Origin of the sequence: Aliiroseovarius crassostreae (genome assembly GCF_049803815.1) — a bacterium.
GTDB classification, from domain to species: domain Bacteria; phylum Pseudomonadota; class Alphaproteobacteria; order Rhodobacterales; family Rhodobacteraceae; genus Aliiroseovarius; species Aliiroseovarius crassostreae_A.
In genome coordinates this window covers 146,325-163,778 of the sequence record NZ_JBNAGI010000002.1, presented here as the reverse complement: position 1 = coordinate 163,778, position 17,454 = coordinate 146,325, and the positions used below count along the sequence as shown (strand labels likewise).

The following is a 17,454-nucleotide window of genomic DNA, read 5'->3' as shown; positions in this document are numbered from 1 at the left end:
TTCATGGTATGGGCAAAAACAGATCAAAGCCCACACACAAAAGTCGCACGGCACCCTGATCGTCACATGGCCTCACGTTCTTGTGCATTTCCTTTCATCCCCCTTGTGACCCGGGCGATCTATGCCCAATCTCAGGACAACCACCAAATAAGGACATGCGAATGTCGACCGAGCGTTTTACCTTCAAGGGTCATGGCGGACATGACCTTGCAGCCCGTCTGGACATGCCCGACGGGCCCCATCTTGCGACCGCCCTCTTTGCCCATTGTTTCACCTGCGGCAAAGACATCACCGCCGCCCGCCGCATCGCCGACCGGCTGGCAGGGCTGGGCATTGCCGTGCTGCGGTTTGATTTCACCGGGTTGGGCCATTCAGAAGGCGAGTTTGAAAACACGCATTTCAGCTCCAATATCGAGGATCTGGTGCTCGCCGCACAGGCCCTAGAGGCGCGTGGCATGACCCCCGGACTATTGATCGGCCACTCTCTTGGGGGGGCGGCTGTGCTGAAAGCCGCATCGCAAATCTCCGGCGTCGAGGCCGTAGTCACCATTGGTGCGCCGTCATCTCCTGCCAATGTGGTGAAGCAATTCTCGGATGCGCTGCCCACCATTTCTGCGCGGGGCGAAGCCGAAGTGAAACTCGCTGGTCGCCCTTTCACCGTGCGGCAAAGCTTTGTCGAAGATGTGCAAGATCAGGTGCTTGAGCAGGCGATTCACAATCTGTCCGCGGCATTGCTGGTGCTGCATGCTCCGCGTGATGAAACTGTCAGCATCGACCACGCCGCCAAGATTTTCATGGCCGCCAAACACCCGAAAAGCTTTGTCACGCTGGACAATGCCGATCACCTGATCACCCGGCGCGAAGATGCGGAATATGTGGCCGAAGTGATTTCCGCCTGGGTCACCCGCTATCTTGACCTGACCCCGCCTGCCCCGCCAATCGGGGCGCCGGAAGGTGTGGTGCGGGTTTCCGAAGCCGACCCAAACGGGTTCTTGCAAGACGTGCAGGCCGGCCCGTTCCACCATACGCAGGCCGATGAACCGCTGGCCTATGGCGGCACCAACAAGGGAATGAGCCCCTATGGTTTCCTCTCGGCGGGACTTGGCGCCTGCACCTCAATGACCATCCGCATGTATGCGCGCCGCAAAGGCTGGCCGCTGGATCATGTCTGGGTTGATGTGTGCCATGACAAGGTGCACGCGCAGGACGCCGAAACCGGCACCCGCGCCAAAATCGACAAGTTTCGCCGCAAGATCCGCCTGATTGGCGCGTTAAGCGACGAACAACGCCAAAGGCTTCTGGAAATCGCGGATCGTTGCCCGGTTCATCGCACGCTGGAAGCCAGCAGCGAGGTCGAGACCGTTTTGTTGCAGGAATAATCTTGCCCGGGCTGTCCCACCCATCTGCGGGCCAAGAGGTCACAAAAGCGGGGAAAAGCACCGACGATCCGTCAACTGCGCCATTTTGCCTTGACCTCGGCGGCGGGCCTGTCGAAAACGCTCTGCATGAGTACAGGAAGATTGACAATTGATCTGGATGCCGTGGCGGCCAACTGGCGGGCGCTGGATGCGAAATCGGCAAGCGACGTGCAAACTGCGGCGGTTGTAAAAGCAGATGGCTATGGATTGGGGGCTGCCCGGGTCGGTCGCGCGCTGGCCGCCGCTGGTGCGCGACGTTTTTTTGTGGCTGCCGCCGAAGAAGGGGCCGCCCTGCGCGATGCCCTTGGACCGGGGCCGGAAATCAGCGTCTTGTCCGGACATATGTCTGGCGACACCGATATGATCCATGATCTTGGCCTGGTGCCGATGCTCAACTCCGTCGACCAAGTCACCCGCCATTTCGAAGCCCTGCCCGGCCATCCCTTTGGCATTCAGCTTGACACGGGCATGAACCGTCTGGGCATGGAGCCCGGCGAATGGGCCGCGTTGCGAGACATCTGCCTGGCCCAGGGCCCGCGTCTGGTGATGAGCCATCTCGCCTGTGCCGATGAACCGGATCACGCGATGAACCGGCAACAGCTTCTGGCCTTTCACGATATGACCGACGGCATTGACGCGCCGCGCAGCCTCGCTGCAACCGGCGGGATCCTGCTGGGCGAAGCATATCATTTTGACCTGACCCGTCCGGGTGTCGGGCTGTATGGTGGCTTTCCGTTCGAAGATGCCACCCCAACGGTGGAACTGTCCCTGCCCGTGATCCAGACCCGCGAGGTCGCAATCGGGGAAAGCGTTGGCTATTCAAACACCTGGATTGCAGAAACACCGTCTCGTGTTGCCACGGTATCCGGCGGGTATGCTGACGGGATCAACCGGCATATCTCCAACAAGGCGGTGCTGTTTCACGGCGACACACCCTGCCCGATCCTGGGGCGCGTGTCGATGGATCTGATTTGTGCAGATATCACCCACCTGACGGAAACGCCGAAATCCCTGACCATCCTTGGTCCGCATCAAAGCGTCGACGATCTGGCGGCGGTGGCCGGCACCATCGGCTATGAGATCCTGACCCAGTTGGGGACCCGTTATGATCGGCACTATGCGCGGGGCCGGATGTGATGCAGCTGCTTTTGTCCCCCCTCGCCGCCCTTGGCAAAACCGTTCTGGGCTTTCTCGCCATGATCGGGCGTGTGGCGATCTTTGCAGGCCAGGCCCTTGGCCACATGGTACGCCCGCCCTTTTACCCGCGCGAGTTTTTTGCAGCCGTTGTGAATATTGGCTATTTCAGCCTGCCGGTGGTCGGTCTGACCGCGATCTTCACCGGCGGCGCGTTGGCACTGCAGATTTATTCCGGCGGGCAGCGGTTTTCGGCCGAGGCCGTTGTGCCGCAGATCGTCGCCATCGGCATGGTGCGCGAACTTGGCCCGGTGCTGGTCGGTCTGATGATTGCTGCGCGCGTGACGTCCTCGATCGCTGCGGAAGTGGCAACCATGAAAGTGACCGAGCAGATCGACGCGCTGGTCACGCTGTCGACCCACCCGATGAAATATCTGACCGCACCCCGGGTGTTGGCCGCCGTTCTGGTGGTGCCCGCCCTAGTGGGCATCGGCGATGTGATTGGCATCATGGGGGGGTATATTGTTGGCACCAAACAGTTGGGCTTTGCCCCCGGCGCCTATATCTCGAACACCTGGAACTTCCTTGAAACCGCTGACATCGTGTCCTCTCTGATCAAGGGAGCAGCCTTCGGGTTTATCGCCTCGGTCATGGGCTGCTATCACGGCATGCATTCGGGCCGCGGCGCGCAAGGCGTAGGCCGCGCCACCAAAACCTCGGTCGAGGCCGCCGCCGTGATGATCCTTGCCGCCAACTTCCTTCTCACCAGCTTCTTCTTTGCCACATGATTGAACTTAAAAACGTCCACAAAGCCTTTGGTTCCAAACGCGTTTTGGATGGTGTTGACCTGACGATCAACAAGGGCGAAAGCATGGTGATCATCGGCGGATCCGGCACCGGAAAATCGGTGCTGCTGAAATGTGTGCTGGGGCTGATGACCCAGGACCAGGGCCTGATCACGCTCGATGGCGAGGACACATCCAAAGTGGAACGTGACGCCTTTCTGGCGCGGTTCGGGATGCTGTTTCAGGGTGCTGCCCTGTTTGACAGCCTGCCCGTCTGGCAAAACGTGGCCTTTCGTCTGCTGCGCGGATCGCTGAAACGCCCCCGTGATGAGGCGCGCGAAATCGCCATCGAAAAGCTGCGCCGCGTCGGGCTGACCCCGGATGTGGCCGATCTGTTCCCCTCCGAACTGTCGGGCGGCATGCAGAAACGTGTGGGGCTGGCCCGGGCCATCGCTGCCGAGCCCGAGATCATCTTTTTCGACGAACCCACAACCGGACTTGATCCGATTATGTCCGGCGTTATCAATGACCTGATCCGCGAAATTGTCGTGGAAATGGGGGCAACGGCGATGACCATCACCCATGACATGTCGTCGGTTCGGGTGATCGCCGACAAGATCGCAATGTTGCACGCGGGGCGCATTCAATGGACCGGCCCGGTCAGTGACATGGATGCCTCGGGTGATCCTTATGTCACGCAGTTTATCTCGGGCAGTGCCGAAGGACCGATTGAAGCGGTGCGCTGATCCAGCGGCCGCTTTTTGGCGACCTCGCCCGGGATCTACCCATTAGATTAATCATTTTTACAATATATACCAAACGGTTACCCCAAATACTTAAACTCTCCCCTTACAAAATCGGCAATTTTTTGCTAATATCGTGAAACTATTTCACCTGTTACCGAGTTGTCGTTTTAAGAACGGAGGTCGTTTCATGTCGAATTACTCAAAGTTTCTTTCGCCCGTCGCCAGCATTTTCCAGCAAATTTCGCTCATTCTCATGGCGTTAGTGGCGCTTATTCTGGTCGCCACCAGCTGTGCCTCGGCCTTGGGGTATCTGCCCTGGCTGTCGCTGTCCGCCCAATTTGGTGAGCAGGAAATTGCCAATGCCGGAATGTATCTGCAGCTGTTTTTCACTGCGCTTTCGGTGATATTGCTGTTCTATCTGCCCAGCCACAGGCGGATGATGCGGCTGGAAAACAGCCATCGGAAATTCCATCTTTCGATGCAGGATGTGGCCCGCGCCTATCGCCTGGCCCATGAGGCTGACCGCGAGGGGTTGTTCAAAACCGGCGCCGAATTCGACGAAGTGCGCGAACGTATCGCGCATTTGCGCAATCACCCTGACCTTGCAGGGCTGGAGCCGGATATCCTGGAAGTTGCCGCGCAGATGAGTTTTGAAAGTCGCGAACTTGCCGAAATTTACAGCAATGAGCGCGTCGAACGCGCCCGGACGTTCCTGCGCCAACGCCACGAAGAAATGGAAGACTATCGCAGCAACCTCAAACTCGCCCGCCAAGCCGTGGACGAATTGAAACACTGGCTGACCCAGGTCGAGGCCGATGAATTGACCGTGTCGAAACAGGTTGATGCGCTGGAATCGGATCTGAACGCGTTGTTGCCGAAGCTGGGGTTTGAGCTGCGCAACACCCCCAATGTCGAACGCACCGTTGTTCCCATGTCATCGAAACCGCGCCGCGATCGCACCTCTTCCGACCGGCGCAGCACTCTGCCGACCGAGCCCCGCACCGGGGCGCTTCAAAGCGAGACCTCGATCAACGGCAAAACGCCCAGCCAGGCCCGTCCGTCCCGCAAAGCGCCGCGTGGCAACACCGCCGCCCGCCAGGATGACGGGATTGGCGAAGATCTGGAATTGTAAGCATGGGATGAGGCGTTATATCAGGGGACATGACCTGTCTGCGCCTCATCAACCTATCTCTTCTGTTGCTTTTCCCCATTTCCTGGTTTGCGCCCCTGCTGCGCGCGGGCCTGAACCTGCCCCTGTTTGGCACGGATGAAATCAGCGTGATCTCTGGTCTGCAGACACTCTGGGCAAAAGACGTGTTTCTGGCGCTGTTGGTCACCTTCTTTGCAATCATCGCGCCCGTGTTGAAAACACTTGGGCTGGCGCTGGTGCACTTTGGCAAGATGCAGCGGCGTATGTTGCCGATCTTCAACGTGATGGGCAAACTGGCCATGGCCGATATTTTCCTCGTGGCGCTGTATATTGTTGTCGCCAAAGGGGTGACCTTGGCCCGGATCGAAGTGGCCTGGGGGTTATATCTGTTCAGCGCCTGCATCCTCGGTTCACTTGCCATTTCGATGCTGACCAGCCGCAAACCCCGACCCCAGCCGACCCAGGTGAATATCAGGGGTTAACTTCACGTGACACTCCCCCTTGCATGGCCTGCCCCGGTCGGGCAAAACCACCGTCATGGCAAAGAACAATAACTCCTACACCTGCAACGCCTGTGGGGCAGTGTTTACCAAATGGTCCGGGCGGTGTGACGGCTGCGGGGAATGGAACACCATTGTTGAAGAGGCCCCCCTGTCGGCGGGTCCATCGTCGAAATCTCTGGGATCCGCGCGAGGGCGGGGCATTGCGCTCACCGATCTCTCGACCGAAGAAACGCCCCCGCCGCGCACCCTGTGCGGGTTGGGCGAGCTGGATCGCGTCTTGGGCGGCGGCCTTGTGCCCGGATCGGCCATTCTGGTGGGCGGCGATCCCGGTATCGGCAAATCCACGCTTCTGTTGCAGGCGGCCGCGCGATTTGCGCAAGCGGGGTTGGACACGATTTATGTCTCGGGCGAAGAGGCGTCAGCCCAGGTGCGGATGCGGGCGCAGCGGTTGGGCCTGACCAAGGCGCCCGTGCGTTTGGCCGCGGAAACCAACCTGCGCAACATCCTGACAACATTGGACGCGGAACGCCCACAACTGGCGATCATCGACTCGATCCAGACCATGTGGGCCGACAATGTGGACAGCGCGCCGGGGTCCGTCAGCCAGGTCCGCGCCGCCGCGCATGAGCTGACGACATTTGCCAAGACCCGCGGCATTTCCGTGATCCTTGTGGGCCATGTGACCAAGGAAGGTCAGATCGCCGGCCCCCGCGTGGTCGAACATATGGTCGACACCGTGCTCTATTTCGAAGGCGAACGCGGCCACCAGTTTCGCATCCTGCGCGCGGTGAAAAACCGGTTTGGCCCGGCAGATGAAATCGGCGTGTTTGAAATGACCGGCGGTGGCCTGTCCGAGGTGGGCAACCCCTCGGCCCTCTTTCTGTCGGATCGCGAAGAGCCTGCCCCGGGCAGCGTGGTCTTTGCAGGGATCGAAGGCACGCGGCCCGTTCTGGTCGAGTTTCAGGCCCTCGTCGCCCCCTCGCCACACAGCCAACCGCGCCGGTCGGTGCTGGGCTGGGATGGCGGGCGGCTCGCCATGATCCTGGCTGTTCTCGAAGCGCGTTGCGGCATCCCGTTTGCCGGGCTTGACGTCTATCTCAACGTCGCAGGCGGGATGAAAATCTCGGAACCTGCCGCAGATCTGGCTGTGGCGGCGGCGCTACTGTCTGCGCGAGAGGACGCCGCCATTCCCAAAGACACTGTGGTTTTTGGGGAAATCAGTCTATCAGGGGCCCTACGCCCGGTGGGACAGACAGAAAACCGGTTGAAAGAAGCCACAAAACTTGGTTTCAACGCAGCCATCGCCCCCAGTCGCAGCAAGACCGGGTCGGCAGACGGAATGCGTATTCAGAAAATGGCAGACCTGACCGGGTTTGTCGGGGAGATTTTCGGGGCGGGCTGAGGCACGTTCCGGGCAGAGTTGGCGAAAGACATCGGAGAGACAGATGGAAGCCTTTACACTTGTTGACGGGATCGTTGCGGCGGTCATCCTGATCTCGGCCATCCTGGCCTATTCGCGCGGGTTTGTCCGCGAAGGCATGTCGATCATCGGCTGGATTGCCGCGGCCATTCTGGCCTATATGTTCGCCCCCAAGGCGGTGCCGCTGATCAAAGAGATCCCGGTGTTGCGCGATTTCATCGCCGAAAGCTGCGAGTTGTCGGTGATCGCTGCCTTTGCAGGTGTGTTTGCCCTGGCGCTTGTGGTGGTCTCGGTGTTCACACCGCTCTTTTCATCCGCCATCCAACGCTCGGCCCTGGGCGGGGTGGATCAGGCGCTTGGCTTCATCTTCGGTGTGGCACGTGGCCTGCTGCTCGTCGCGATTGCGCTGGTGGTGTATGATCGGGTGGTCACCACCGACACGATCCCAATGGTCGATGACAGTCGCACCGCCAAGATCTTTGCCCGCACCCAGGACAAGATCAACGAACAGATCCCCGAAGACGCGCCGGGTTGGATTGTCGAACGCTACGAAGCGCTAGTGGGCAGCTGCACCGCCCCGGTGCAACCCCCGGCGGACCAACCGTCCGGACAGTAAGAATTGTCAACAAAAGACGCGCTTTCGAGCGCGTTTTTCTTTTTCATCGCAACCTGCGGTAAGAAAACGCATCCTGAATGTGATAGTTTCGTGACAGGGGGATTTTCACCCACTATGAGGATGCCAACGCCACGGAATCGGAGACTGAGATGTCCACACCGCCCGCCGCCTGCCCTTCCAAGGATCGCATGAAACCCTTTTACGCGCATCCGTTCGACGATGAGAAATTGAAGGAGGAATGCGGCGTCTTTGGTGTCATTGGTCTGCAAGACGCATCAAACTTTGTGGCCCTTGGCCTGCACGCCCTGCAGCACCGCGGACAAGAAGCGGGCGGCATCGTCTGCCATGACCCGGAACATGGGTTCAACAACGCCCGCCGTTTTGGCTATGTGCGCGACAATTTCACCAAGGAAAGCGTGATGAAAACCCTGCCGGGGCCGATCGCCATCGGTCACGTGCGCTATTCCACGGCAGGGTCAAAAGGGGCGGTGATCCGCGATGTGCAGCCGTTTTTTGGCGAGTTTTCCATGGGCGGCGCGGCCGTTGCCCACAATGGCAACATCACCAACGCAAACGCCCTGCGCAAAGAACTGATCGAACGCGGGTCGATCTTTCAAAGCTCGTCTGACAGTGAATGCATCATCCATCTGATGGCACGGTCGCTGCAGCGCACCATCCCCGAGCGGATGGAAGACGCGCTGCGCCGGGTCGAGGGCGCCTTTTCGGTGGTTGCGATGACCCGCACCAAACTGATGGGCGTGCGTGACCCGCACGGGGTGCGTCCGCTGGTTCTGGGTCGTCTGGGCGAAGGCTGGGTCCTGTCATCCGAGAGCTGTGCGCTCGATATCATCGGCGCGGAGCTGGTGCGCGAAATTGAACCCGGCGAAATGGTGGTGATTTCGGATGGCAAGGTGGAAAGCCATTTCCCCTTCCGCCCGCGCCCGTCGAAATTCTGCATCTTTGAACATGTCTATTTCTCGCGCCCTGATAGCATCATCGGCGGGCGCTCGGTCTATGAAACCCGCCGCCAGATCGGTGTGGAACTGGCCCGCGAAGCGCCGGTTGAGGCCGATCTGGTCTGCCCGGTGCCCGACAGCGGCGTGCCTTCTGCGATTGGTTATAGCCAGGAAAGCGGCATTCCCTATGCGATGGGCATCATCCGCAACCAATATATGGGCCGCACCTTTATTGAGCCCACCGATGCGATCCGCAATATGGGCGTGCGCCTCAAGCTCAATGTCAACAAGTCGCTGATCAAGGGCAAACGGGTGATCCTGGTGGATGACAGCGTGGTGCGCGGCACAACGACGCGCAAGATCAAGGATATGTTCCTGGATGCCGGCGCGAAAGAGGTCCATTTCCGCATCGCATCCCCCCCCACCGCCTGGCCCTGCTTCTACGGTGTTGACACGCCAGAGCGTGAAAAACTGCTTGCCGCCACGATGAGCGAAGAAGAAATGGTGGCGCATCTCAAGGTCAACAGCCTGAAATTTATCACCCTTGATGGTCTTTACCGCGCGGTGGGCGAGGCCGAGGGCCGCACGAAAAGCTGCCCGCAATATTGCGACGCCTGCTTCTCGGGCGAATATCCGGTGGTGCCTTCGGACAAGATCGAACAAGGGTTCAAGATGGCCGCGGCGGAGTGACCCGCCCCGGTTGAACCAAATCCCAAGATGGGTCAGGCTTGCCCCATGACCAAACTGCGCTTTCGCCCGCATCATTTCCTCTGCTCCCTTGGCTTTCAGGGCAAAGGGTATTCCGACGGTTTCACCGCCAATATGGATGGGATCGTCAATGGGCAGCTGCGCGCAGAAGGTGGCGATCAGGTCGAGATTGAGGTGATCCGCCACACCGATGACATTTGCGGCCCCTGCCCCAAACGCATCGACACGAAATGCCAAAACCAAGAGGGCATCGAGGCGCTGGATCGTCAGCATCTGGCCGCGCTGGATCTGCGCTATGGCCAGATCCTGACCTGGGGCGAGGCCGAGGCCACCATTCGCCGCAAGGTCCGCCCCCGCGATCTGACCTCGATCTGTTCCGGCTGTCAGTGGCTGAGCTACGGGCTGTGTGAAACGGCGTTGCGCGATCTGCATGATCGGCTGGATCTGGAAGATGACGGGGTGCGCCCGCTGGCCCCCTCGACGCAGGAGCGGGTGAAATGACTTTGGACAAGACCTTAGAGAAGACAGGCGACAAGACCGGGGACACACCGGGCATCGCCACCGGCGAGGACACCGGCCCTGCGCCGGGGCCTCTCGACATTCCGGAAGCGGAACGCTACAGGACAGGCATGACTGAGACCAAGAAAATCGCGCTGGTCACCGGCGCCTCCCGTGGGTTGGGCGCTGCTATGGCGCTGGAACTGTCGAAAACCCATCACGTGATGGCCGTGGGCCGCACCACCGGCGCGCTGGAAGAGCTGGATGACAAGATCCAGGCCGCGGGCGGCACCGCCACGCTTGCGCCGATGGATGTCACCGACAAGGGCGCAATGGCGCATCTGTGTCGCTCGATCCATGACCGTTGGGGCCACGTGGATGTCTGGGCGCATACGGCCATTTACGGCCCGGCCCTGATGCCGACCCCTGAACTGGACGACAAAGGCTGGACCCGCGCCTGGACCACAAATGTCGAAGCGACACGGATCCTCATCCACATGGTCAATCCGCTGCTGACAGATGACAGCACCGCGATGTTTTTCCACGACGACCACGCGGGCGAAAGCTTTTTTGCGGGATATGGCGCCACCAAGGCGGCACAGATGGCGCTGGCCAAAAGCTGGGCGTCGGAAACCACCCGCCTTGGTCCAAATGTGGTCATCGCCAAGCCCAACCCCCTGGCGACCTCCATGCGCACCCGGTTCTTCCCCGGCGAAGACCGTGCCGAGCTCGCGTCGGTCGAAGAGGAAGCGCAACGCATTCTGATCGAGAACGGGCTGGCCTGACAAATTGGCCGCAAAAACCTGAGTCCGCGAGAACACAGTTTTCTGGTCGCAATCCGGACCACCCCCCGAAACCCATTGCCGGTTTTATCTGCCTGCCCTATTCAAGGGGCAGGCATTGTTTTACGGGCACATCGGGGGCTGTCATGCGCATTCTCATCACCAATGACGACGGGATCAACGCGCCCGGCCTGAAGGTGGCCGAAGCCATCGCCCAAGAGATTGCCGGCCCCGACGGCGAGGTCTGGACCGTCGCCCCCGCCTTTGAACAATCCGGTGTCGGGCACTGCATTTCCTACACGCATCCCTTTATGGTCGCCCAACATGACGAGCGGCGCTTCGCTGCCGAAGGCAGCCCCGCAGATTGTGTGCTGGCCGCCCTGCATCATGTGCTGCCCGTCCGGCCCGACCTGGTGATTTCAGGCGTGAACCGCGGCAACAACTCCGCCGAAAATGCGCTTTATTCCGGCACGTTGGGCGCGGCGATGGAAGCCGCCCTGCAAGGTCTGCCTGCCATTGCCCTTAGCCAATATATGGGCGCGGGCACCAAGGATCTGGACAGTGTGTTCGAAGCGGCCGCTGCCCATGGCACCGGAATCATTCGCAAACTTCTGGACCATGGCCCGTGGGATCCGTCTGAGAATTATAAAATCTTCTACAATGTGAACTTCCCCCCCGTGGGTGCGGATAACGTTCTGGGCGTCAAGGCCGCGCCGCAAGGGTGGCGCCACGATGCCATCTTCTCGGCCGAGCCGCATCAAAGCCCCTCGGGGCGGCAGTTCCTGTGGATCAAGGGCGGGCCGCAAGCGACCCCATCGGACCCCGGCATGGACCTGACGGAAAATCTGGCCGGATATGTTTCGGTCACCCCGATGCGCGCAGACCTGACGGCGCATGATCATTTGACCCAGGTAAAGGGCCTATTCGAATGACATCGGCGGGAGGCAATATGGATGCAGAACGCAAGATGCAGTTTCTTTTCGCTCTGCGATCAAAAGGTGTAACTGATCTGCGCGTTTTGACCGCGATGGAGGAGATTGACCGCGGTCCTTTTGTGCGCGGCATTTTCGCAGAGCGTGCCTATGAAGACATGCCCCTGCCGATTGCCTGCGGACAGACCATTTCCCAACCTTCCGTGGTGGGGTTGATGACGCAAGCCGCAAAGATCAGCCAGCGCGACAAGGTGCTCGAAATCGGCACCGGATCCGGCTATCAGGCGGCCATCCTGTCGCGGCTGGCCCGCCGGGTCTATACGATTGACCGGCATCGACGCCTCGTGCAAGAGGCGCGTCAGTTGTTTGAAGCGCAGGACCTGCATAATATCACCGCCATCACGGGGGATGGATCACGCGGCCTGCCCGATCAGGCGCCGTTTGACCGCATCATCGTCACCGCCGCCGCCGAAGACCCGCCAAGCCCGCTCTTGGCGCAGCTGGCAATCGGCGGTATCATGATTGTACCGGTTGGCCAGTCGGACGCGGTGCAAAGCCTGATCAAGGTCACACGGACCGAAGATGGCTTTGACTATGACGAACTGTTGCCGGTGAGATTTGTGCCCCTGTTGGAAGGGTTGGGGCAGGAATGACCCCCACGCGATGGGCCGTCCATCGCATCACGATACGGCAAAGGTCCCGGCAGAGGATCCGCCGCAGGCCCAATAACCGGGCAAAGACACGGGGCCCGATACGGGCTGAACAACATGGCCCGAAACGGGCTGAACAAATTGACCTTAAAGGTCAAAGTTGAGGACAGAGCAATGAAACGACGCCCCATGATGGTCATGCGCGGCCTTCCCCTTCTCGCAACCCTGGCGACACTCTCGGCCTGTACCGAGGGATTTGATTTCGACCTGCGCCCGCCGCAGAACGGTTTGTCGACCGCACAGGCCGCGCAAAACGTAAAAACCGCTGCCCGCCCACAACCAGATGAACGGGGTATCATTTCCTATCCAGGCTATCAGGTGGCCGTGGCCAAACGCGGTGATACCGTGGCATCGGTGGCGGGACGGATCGGTGTATCAGCGGCGGAACTGGCGCGATATAACGGTGTCAAACCCGACAGCCCCCTGCGCAAGGACGAGGTTCTCGCCCTGCCGCGCCGGGTTGCCGTCCCCAGCACCAATGTGATCCAACCGGGCGGCGCGATTGATATTCAAACCCTTGCGGGCGATGCCATTGATCGCGCGCCAGGTGCCACGGCGACGCCGGCCAGCGCCAAACAGCAAGCCGGGGCCGAACCCTTGCGCCACCGGGTCGAACGGGGCGAAACCGCCTATTCGATTGCACGGCTTTACGGCGTGTCTGTCCGCTCGCTTGCCGATTGGAATGGGCTGGGGGCAGACCTGACCGTGCGCGAAGGTCAGCACCTGTTGATCCCGGTCAAGATCCAATCAGGCAGCAAACCCGCAACCACCGTCAGCCAACCGGGACAAGGGACCAGCACCCCCACCCCGCCCTCTGCGGCCACCGCCTTGCCGGACGAAAAACCGTCAACGGTGAAGACCACCACGCCCCCTTCTCCCGACCTCAGCGACAGCCGCACCAGCGCGTCTGCCTCGAAAATGACCCTGCCGGTCGCGGGCAAGGTCACCAGCCTGTTTGACGCGGACAAAGCCGGGTATATCCTGATTTCCGCCAAACCCGGCGAAGCGGTCAAAGCAGCGGCCTCGGGCACTGTGCGCCTTGTGTCGAAAGACGTGGAAGGTGAAGAGATCGTTGTGATCGATCACGGCAACAACACCCAGACCGCCTATAGCTTTGTGGAAGGGATCAATGTTGCGAAGGGGCAGAAGGTCAAGCGTGGCCAGCAGATCGCCAAAGCCACCAAGAACCAATATAACGCCATTCAATTCCTGGTTTTTGATGGGACAGATCCGGTGGATCCGATGCCCTATCTGAACTGATCGTCGTGAGATTGCGACGAAATAAGAGGGGCGCTGCCCCTCGGCTTTCCGCCTCACCCCGGGATATTTTGAACAAGAAAAAAGAGGCGGGCCGATGGGCGCGCCTCTTTCCGTTTGCTCCAGTGGGACACCCCAAACGAGGGGGGCTTATTCGTCCGCGCGGCCTTTGCCCAGGTGCTTGCGCAGGCGAGAAGGCGTGGATTTCTTGCGGTTCTTATAGGGGTTCTTATCCCCCTGCCCGCGCATGGTCAGCCGGATGGGCGTGCCGGGCATATCAAAATCCTCGCGCAGCCCATTGACCAGATAACGCGTATAGCTTTCCGGCAGCTTGTCGGGATGTGAGCACATCACCACAAAGGCAGGCGGACGCGCCTTCACCTGGGTCATATAGCGCAGCTTGATCCGGCGGCCACCCGGCGCGGGGGGTGGGTGCGCTTCGATCATTTCGCTGAGCCATCCATTCAGATGCGCGGTTTTGATCCGGCGGTTCCAGATCTCGTGCGCGCGGATGACGGCGGCGTGCAGACGATCCATCCCCTTGCCGGTCTTGGCCGAAATGGTCACAAGCGGAGCACCACGCAGCTGCGGCAGCAGCCGGGCAAAGGCTTCTTTCAGTTCCTTGAGCTTCGCCTGTTTTTCAGGTTCGGCATCCCATTTGTTCACCGCAACCACAACGGCGCGGCCTTCGCGTTCCGCCAGATCCGCGATGCGCAGATCCTGTTGTTCAAACGGGATCGCCGCATCCAGCATGACCACGACGACCTCGGCAAATTTCACGGCCCGCAGACCGTCGGAAACCGAAAGCTTTTCAAGCTTTTCCTGCACCTTGGCGCGCTTGCGCATTCCGGCGGTGTCAAAGATGCGGGTCGGCGTCCCGCTCCAGTCAAAGCGCAGCGAAATGGAATCGCGTGTGATCCCGGCCTCAGGCCCGGTCAACAGACGATCTTCGCCGATCAGCTTGTTGATCAGAGTGGATTTGCCCGCGTTTGGTCGGCCGATAACCGCCACCTGCAAGGGTTTGTCCACGGTCGGAACGCGCGGACCCTCATCCTCTTCGCCCTCGACAATCTCCACATCGGTTTCCGGAGATGTGTCGGCGTCGCGTTTGGCGAACTCTTCAGCAATCGGGTCAAGCGCGGCCATCAGATCGCCCATGCCTTCGCCATGTTCGCCTGACATCCGGATCGGTTCACCCAGCCCCAGCGAGAAGGCCTCGAAATATCCGGCATCCGCGGCTTTGCCCTCGGCTTTGTTGGCCGCGAGGATCACATGCGCGTTCTTGCGGCGCAGAATATCGGCAAACACCTCATCGGCGGGCAGCAGACCTGCCCGGGCATCGATAATGAACAGGCAGGCATCGGCCATTTCCACCGCGCGCTCGGTCAGGCGGCGCATCCGGCCCTGCAGGCTTTCGTCGGTTGCCTCTTCCAGGCCGGCCGTATCGATCACGGTAAAGCGCAGATCGCCCAGACGCGCTTCGCCTTCACGCAGGTCACGCGTCACCCCCGGCTGGTCATCCACCAGCGCAAGGCGCTTGCCAACCAGGCGGTTGAACAGGGTCGATTTGCCCACATTCGGGCGGCCCACAATGGCGAGGGTAAAGCTCATATCGGACTCCGGGTCACATCAAGCGCCCCGCATACACGGTTTTTTCGTCAGCGCAAAGCCAGAAGTTTTCCGTCACGCGAGACCACATAGGCCACGCCGTTGACGATGGCCGGACGGGTCGCCGCGCCGCCGGGGATGGCGGCATTGGCGACAAGGCTGCCGTCTTTCGGATCAAAGCCGCGCATCACCCCGTCGGACGAGGCCACCCACAGCCGTCCACCGGCCAGAACGGGACCAAAATTGGCATAAATCGCCTTGCGGCGTTTGGCTTTGGCTTTGGTGAAATAGGGCAAGGGGACGCCCCAGATCCGTTCGCCGGTCGCGGCATCCAGACGCACAAGCTGGGCTTCGTCGTTAATCAGGAACACCGATCCGCCGCTGACCCAGACCGGGCTAACCGCCCCGTCAGGTGCGCTCCAGATCTGTTCACCGGACATCGAGAGGGCAACGGTGCGCCCCACCGGGTTGCCGGAATAGATCACATCCCCCTTCACCACGGGTTCACCGGTGATGTCCGTGACGATGGAATAGGCGCGGCCGAGGCGTTCGCCTGTCACCAGGGCCGACCAGGTGCGCACGCCCCCTTTGGGCAGGGCGGCAACCAACTCGCCGGACGCAAACGGCAAAATAGCAAGGCGATCCGTGATGGCCGGGCTGGACACACCGATGACGCCATCCTGGCTGGGGGTGCCGGTCAGGCGCCATTTCACCTTGCCGTCAGCGGCATTCACCCCCCAGGCGATATTGCCTTTGTCGGTCACATAGACGATGCCGTTCCTGACCGTCGGGGCGCCGGTGGCCGGGGCCTCCAGCTCTTGTTGCCACTTTACTTTACCGCTTGCGGCATCAAGGGCGGTCAGCGTGCCAAACCCGGAGGTGACAAACAAACTGCCCCCTGCGACGGCAAGCCCGCCGCCCGATGCATCATCGGTTTTGTCAGACGGGGGGGTCAAATCCCGGGCCCAGAGCGTCTGCCCGGCAGAAGATGTCGCGACCACCTGTGCCCGACTATCAAGCGTGAAAACGCGGCCATCGGCCACAACAGGCTCCGCCGTGATCCGGTGTTTACGTCCGTTGCCTTGTCCGATGTCTGCTGACCAGATGACCTGAGGGGCCGCAGACAGAGACGGGTGTTGTACCTGGTGGGTGGTGTTTCCACCAAGATGCGTCCATGACGCGTGGTTGATCTGTTTGGGAAGCGCAATCGGCAGGGATTGGTTGCCGGTCTGGGCGGCGGCCTCCTCGGCGGCGGCTGCAATCTCGGCCTCGCTTGCGGTCTGCGGGTTCACACTGCGCAGGGCCTCGCGTTTGCCAGGCAGAATATACTCGGGTGTTGAACAGGCCGCCAACAGGCCCAAAACCGCCAAGAAACTGGTGCTTGCTTTCAACTTCACCTTTCGCCCCCCGAAATGTTTCATCTTATCTCAAACGAATAGGCACCGAAATCTCCGGTGCCCAGCAATGTCTTACGATGCGTCCAGCGCCCCGCCCAGGGCCACAATCAACTGTGAGGCACGCCGACGCAAGGCCCGCGTTGCCTCTTCGTCCTGCAAAAGAGACTGAAGGCGGGAAATTGCTGCGGTTTTATCGCCCTGAGCAAGCTCCACCAGGGCCATTTGCTCTTCGGCCAGGACGCGAAAGGCAGCGCCTGGCGTCAAAAGCGGGCCAAGGCGCGCTTCGGCCTCGGCCTTGGACAGCTCTGCACCGGTTGCCATCACCAGTTTCAGCGCCGCCAGATCACGGTAGACCTTTGGCAGGTCGGCATTGTCGGCCACGGCGGTCAGCGCATCTGTGTCCGCCGCCCCATCTGCCTGCAACAGCGCAAGGATCGCCGCAGCATCCCCATCGGTTGAGATTTCTGCCAGCGCCGCATTGCGGGCAGCGGTATCTTCGAGCTCTTCCGCCGCCAGAATGGCGTCACCAAATGCCTCAGCTGCCGCCTGAGCGCGCGCCTTGGACCATTCGTTGTAAGCCGCCCCGCCCACCAGAAGCACCACCAGGGCCACGGCAATCCAGCCATATTTGCGCATCATCGCAAACAATTTGTCGCGGCGGACCTCTTCGGTCACCTCATCAATGAAATTTTCCGGATTGCTCACAATGCCCGTCCTTTTTTCACTCTTGCCCCCTTTTGCCCCAAAGCACCACGAATGCCAAGAGCAGGCGACGATTTGCGCTAAGGTTCATAAATATTGCGGTTTTCCGGCGGGAGGTGTCAGGAATGTCAA

The 17,454-nt window shown here is 60.5% G+C and carries 17 protein-coding genes; 14 read left to right on the top strand and 3 right to left on the bottom strand.

The features are described 5' to 3' along the window. The first annotated feature begins 161 nt into the window (after positions 1-161). From ACP15V_RS06575 to ACP15V_RS06510, 14 genes are all read left to right on the top strand, one after another. Positions 162-1,379 carry an alpha/beta fold hydrolase gene (locus ACP15V_RS06575; RefSeq protein ID WP_424942878.1) on the top strand — a complete coding sequence of 406 codons (1,218 nt, stop codon included), beginning with the start codon at positions 162-164 and terminating at the stop codon, positions 1,377-1,379. 126 nt (positions 1,380-1,505) lie between these two features. Next, positions 1,506-2,555, top strand: a complete 1,050-nt coding sequence (gene alr / locus ACP15V_RS06570) for an alanine racemase (RefSeq protein ID WP_424942877.1) — start codon at positions 1,506-1,508, stop codon at positions 2,553-2,555. Then, complete coding sequence (locus ACP15V_RS06565; protein ID WP_424942876.1) at positions 2,555-3,340, top strand: MlaE family ABC transporter permease; 786 nt, start codon at positions 2,555-2,557, stop codon at positions 3,338-3,340. The genes alr and ACP15V_RS06565 overlap by 1 nt, the downstream gene beginning before the upstream one ends. Beyond that, on the top strand, positions 3,337-4,083 hold the full coding sequence (locus tag ACP15V_RS06560; protein WP_424942875.1) for an ABC transporter ATP-binding protein: 747 nt from the start codon (positions 3,337-3,339) through the stop codon (positions 4,081-4,083). Before ACP15V_RS06565 ends, ACP15V_RS06560 begins: the two co-directional genes overlap by 4 nt. A gap of 187 nt (positions 4,084-4,270) precedes the next feature. Then, positions 4,271-5,215, top strand: a complete 945-nt coding sequence (locus ACP15V_RS06555; protein ID WP_424942874.1) for a DNA repair protein — start codon at positions 4,271-4,273, stop codon at positions 5,213-5,215. A gap of 29 nt (positions 5,216-5,244) precedes the next feature. Continuing rightward, positions 5,245-5,715 (top strand): paraquat-inducible protein A, encoded by a 471-nt coding sequence (locus ACP15V_RS06550; protein ID WP_424942873.1) that lies wholly within the window; start codon positions 5,245-5,247, stop codon positions 5,713-5,715. 55 nt (positions 5,716-5,770) lie between these two features. Continuing rightward, positions 5,771-7,138 (top strand): DNA repair protein RadA, encoded by a 1,368-nt coding sequence (radA, locus tag ACP15V_RS06545; RefSeq protein ID WP_424942872.1) that lies wholly within the window; start codon positions 5,771-5,773, stop codon positions 7,136-7,138. A gap of 43 nt (positions 7,139-7,181) precedes the next feature. Beyond that, entirely contained in the window at positions 7,182-7,772 is a 591-nt protein-coding gene (locus tag ACP15V_RS06540) for a CvpA family protein (protein WP_424942871.1), read from the top strand. A 149-nt stretch (positions 7,773-7,921) separates the two neighbouring features. Continuing rightward, complete coding sequence (gene purF / locus ACP15V_RS06535) at positions 7,922-9,418, top strand: amidophosphoribosyltransferase (protein WP_424942870.1); 1,497 nt, start codon at positions 7,922-7,924, stop codon at positions 9,416-9,418. A gap of 45 nt (positions 9,419-9,463) precedes the next feature. Continuing rightward, the gene (locus tag ACP15V_RS06530; RefSeq protein WP_424942869.1) at positions 9,464-9,937 is read left to right on the top strand and encodes a DUF1284 domain-containing protein; all 474 of its coding nucleotides are present in this window, start codon (positions 9,464-9,466) and stop codon (positions 9,935-9,937) included. 128 nt (positions 9,938-10,065) lie between these two features. Next, a complete protein-coding gene (locus ACP15V_RS06525) occupies positions 10,066-10,719 on the top strand; it encodes an SDR family NAD(P)-dependent oxidoreductase (protein ID WP_424943390.1) in 654 nt (217 codons plus the stop codon). Positions 10,720-10,862: 143 nt separating this feature from the next. Beyond that, positions 10,863-11,648 (top strand): 5'/3'-nucleotidase SurE, encoded by a 786-nt coding sequence (surE, locus tag ACP15V_RS06520; protein WP_424942868.1) that lies wholly within the window; start codon positions 10,863-10,865, stop codon positions 11,646-11,648. After that, positions 11,645-12,301: a protein-L-isoaspartate(D-aspartate) O-methyltransferase gene (locus ACP15V_RS06515; protein WP_424942867.1), complete on the top strand. Its 657-nt coding sequence runs from the start codon at positions 11,645-11,647 to the stop codon at positions 12,299-12,301. Before surE ends, ACP15V_RS06515 begins: the two co-directional genes overlap by 4 nt. Before the next feature lie 171 nt (positions 12,302-12,472). Further along, positions 12,473-13,618, top strand: coding sequence for a LysM peptidoglycan-binding domain-containing protein (locus tag ACP15V_RS06510; RefSeq protein WP_424942866.1), 1,146 nt, complete (start codon positions 12,473-12,475; stop codon positions 13,616-13,618). Positions 13,619-13,765: 147 nt separating this feature from the next. Here ACP15V_RS06510 and der read toward each other — a convergent pair whose 3' ends face one another. The 3 genes from der to ACP15V_RS06495 form a co-directional block, all read right to left on the bottom strand. Further along, on the bottom strand, positions 13,766-15,226 hold the full coding sequence (gene der / locus ACP15V_RS06505; protein WP_424942865.1) for a ribosome biogenesis GTPase Der: 1,461 nt from the start codon (positions 15,224-15,226) through the stop codon (positions 13,766-13,768). Between the two features lie 47 nt (positions 15,227-15,273). Continuing rightward, positions 15,274-16,620: a PQQ-binding-like beta-propeller repeat protein gene (locus tag ACP15V_RS06500; RefSeq protein WP_424942864.1), complete on the bottom strand. Its 1,347-nt coding sequence runs from the start codon at positions 16,618-16,620 to the stop codon at positions 15,274-15,276. A gap of 72 nt (positions 16,621-16,692) precedes the next feature. After that, positions 16,693-17,325: a hypothetical protein gene (locus ACP15V_RS06495; RefSeq protein ID WP_424942863.1), complete on the bottom strand. Its 633-nt coding sequence runs from the start codon at positions 17,323-17,325 to the stop codon at positions 16,693-16,695. Positions 17,326-17,454: the final 129 nt, after the last annotated feature.

Coding starts and splice junctions, on each gene's coding strand:
- ACP15V_RS06575 (WP_424942878.1), top strand. CDS start 162: ATGTCGACCGAGCGTTTTACCTTCAAGGGTCATGGCGGACATGACCTT.
- alr (WP_424942877.1), top strand. CDS start 1,506: ATGAGTACAGGAAGATTGACAATTGATCTGGATGCCGTGGCGGCCAAC.
- ACP15V_RS06565 (WP_424942876.1), top strand. CDS start 2,555: ATGCAGCTGCTTTTGTCCCCCCTCGCCGCCCTTGGCAAAACCGTTCTG.
- ACP15V_RS06560 (WP_424942875.1), top strand. CDS start 3,337: ATGATTGAACTTAAAAACGTCCACAAAGCCTTTGGTTCCAAACGCGTT.
- ACP15V_RS06555 (WP_424942874.1), top strand. CDS start 4,271: ATGTCGAATTACTCAAAGTTTCTTTCGCCCGTCGCCAGCATTTTCCAG.
- ACP15V_RS06550 (WP_424942873.1), top strand. CDS start 5,245: ATGACCTGTCTGCGCCTCATCAACCTATCTCTTCTGTTGCTTTTCCCC.
- radA (WP_424942872.1), top strand. CDS start 5,771: ATGGCAAAGAACAATAACTCCTACACCTGCAACGCCTGTGGGGCAGTG.
- ACP15V_RS06540 (WP_424942871.1), top strand. CDS start 7,182: ATGGAAGCCTTTACACTTGTTGACGGGATCGTTGCGGCGGTCATCCTG.
- purF (WP_424942870.1), top strand. CDS start 7,922: ATGTCCACACCGCCCGCCGCCTGCCCTTCCAAGGATCGCATGAAACCC.
- ACP15V_RS06530 (WP_424942869.1), top strand. CDS start 9,464: ATGACCAAACTGCGCTTTCGCCCGCATCATTTCCTCTGCTCCCTTGGC.
- ACP15V_RS06525 (WP_424943390.1), top strand. CDS start 10,066: ATGACTGAGACCAAGAAAATCGCGCTGGTCACCGGCGCCTCCCGTGGG.
- surE (WP_424942868.1), top strand. CDS start 10,863: ATGCGCATTCTCATCACCAATGACGACGGGATCAACGCGCCCGGCCTG.
- ACP15V_RS06515 (WP_424942867.1), top strand. CDS start 11,645: ATGACATCGGCGGGAGGCAATATGGATGCAGAACGCAAGATGCAGTTT.
- ACP15V_RS06510 (WP_424942866.1), top strand. CDS start 12,473: ATGAAACGACGCCCCATGATGGTCATGCGCGGCCTTCCCCTTCTCGCA.
- der (WP_424942865.1), bottom strand. CDS start 15,226: ATGAGCTTTACCCTCGCCATTGTGGGCCGCCCGAATGTGGGCAAATCG.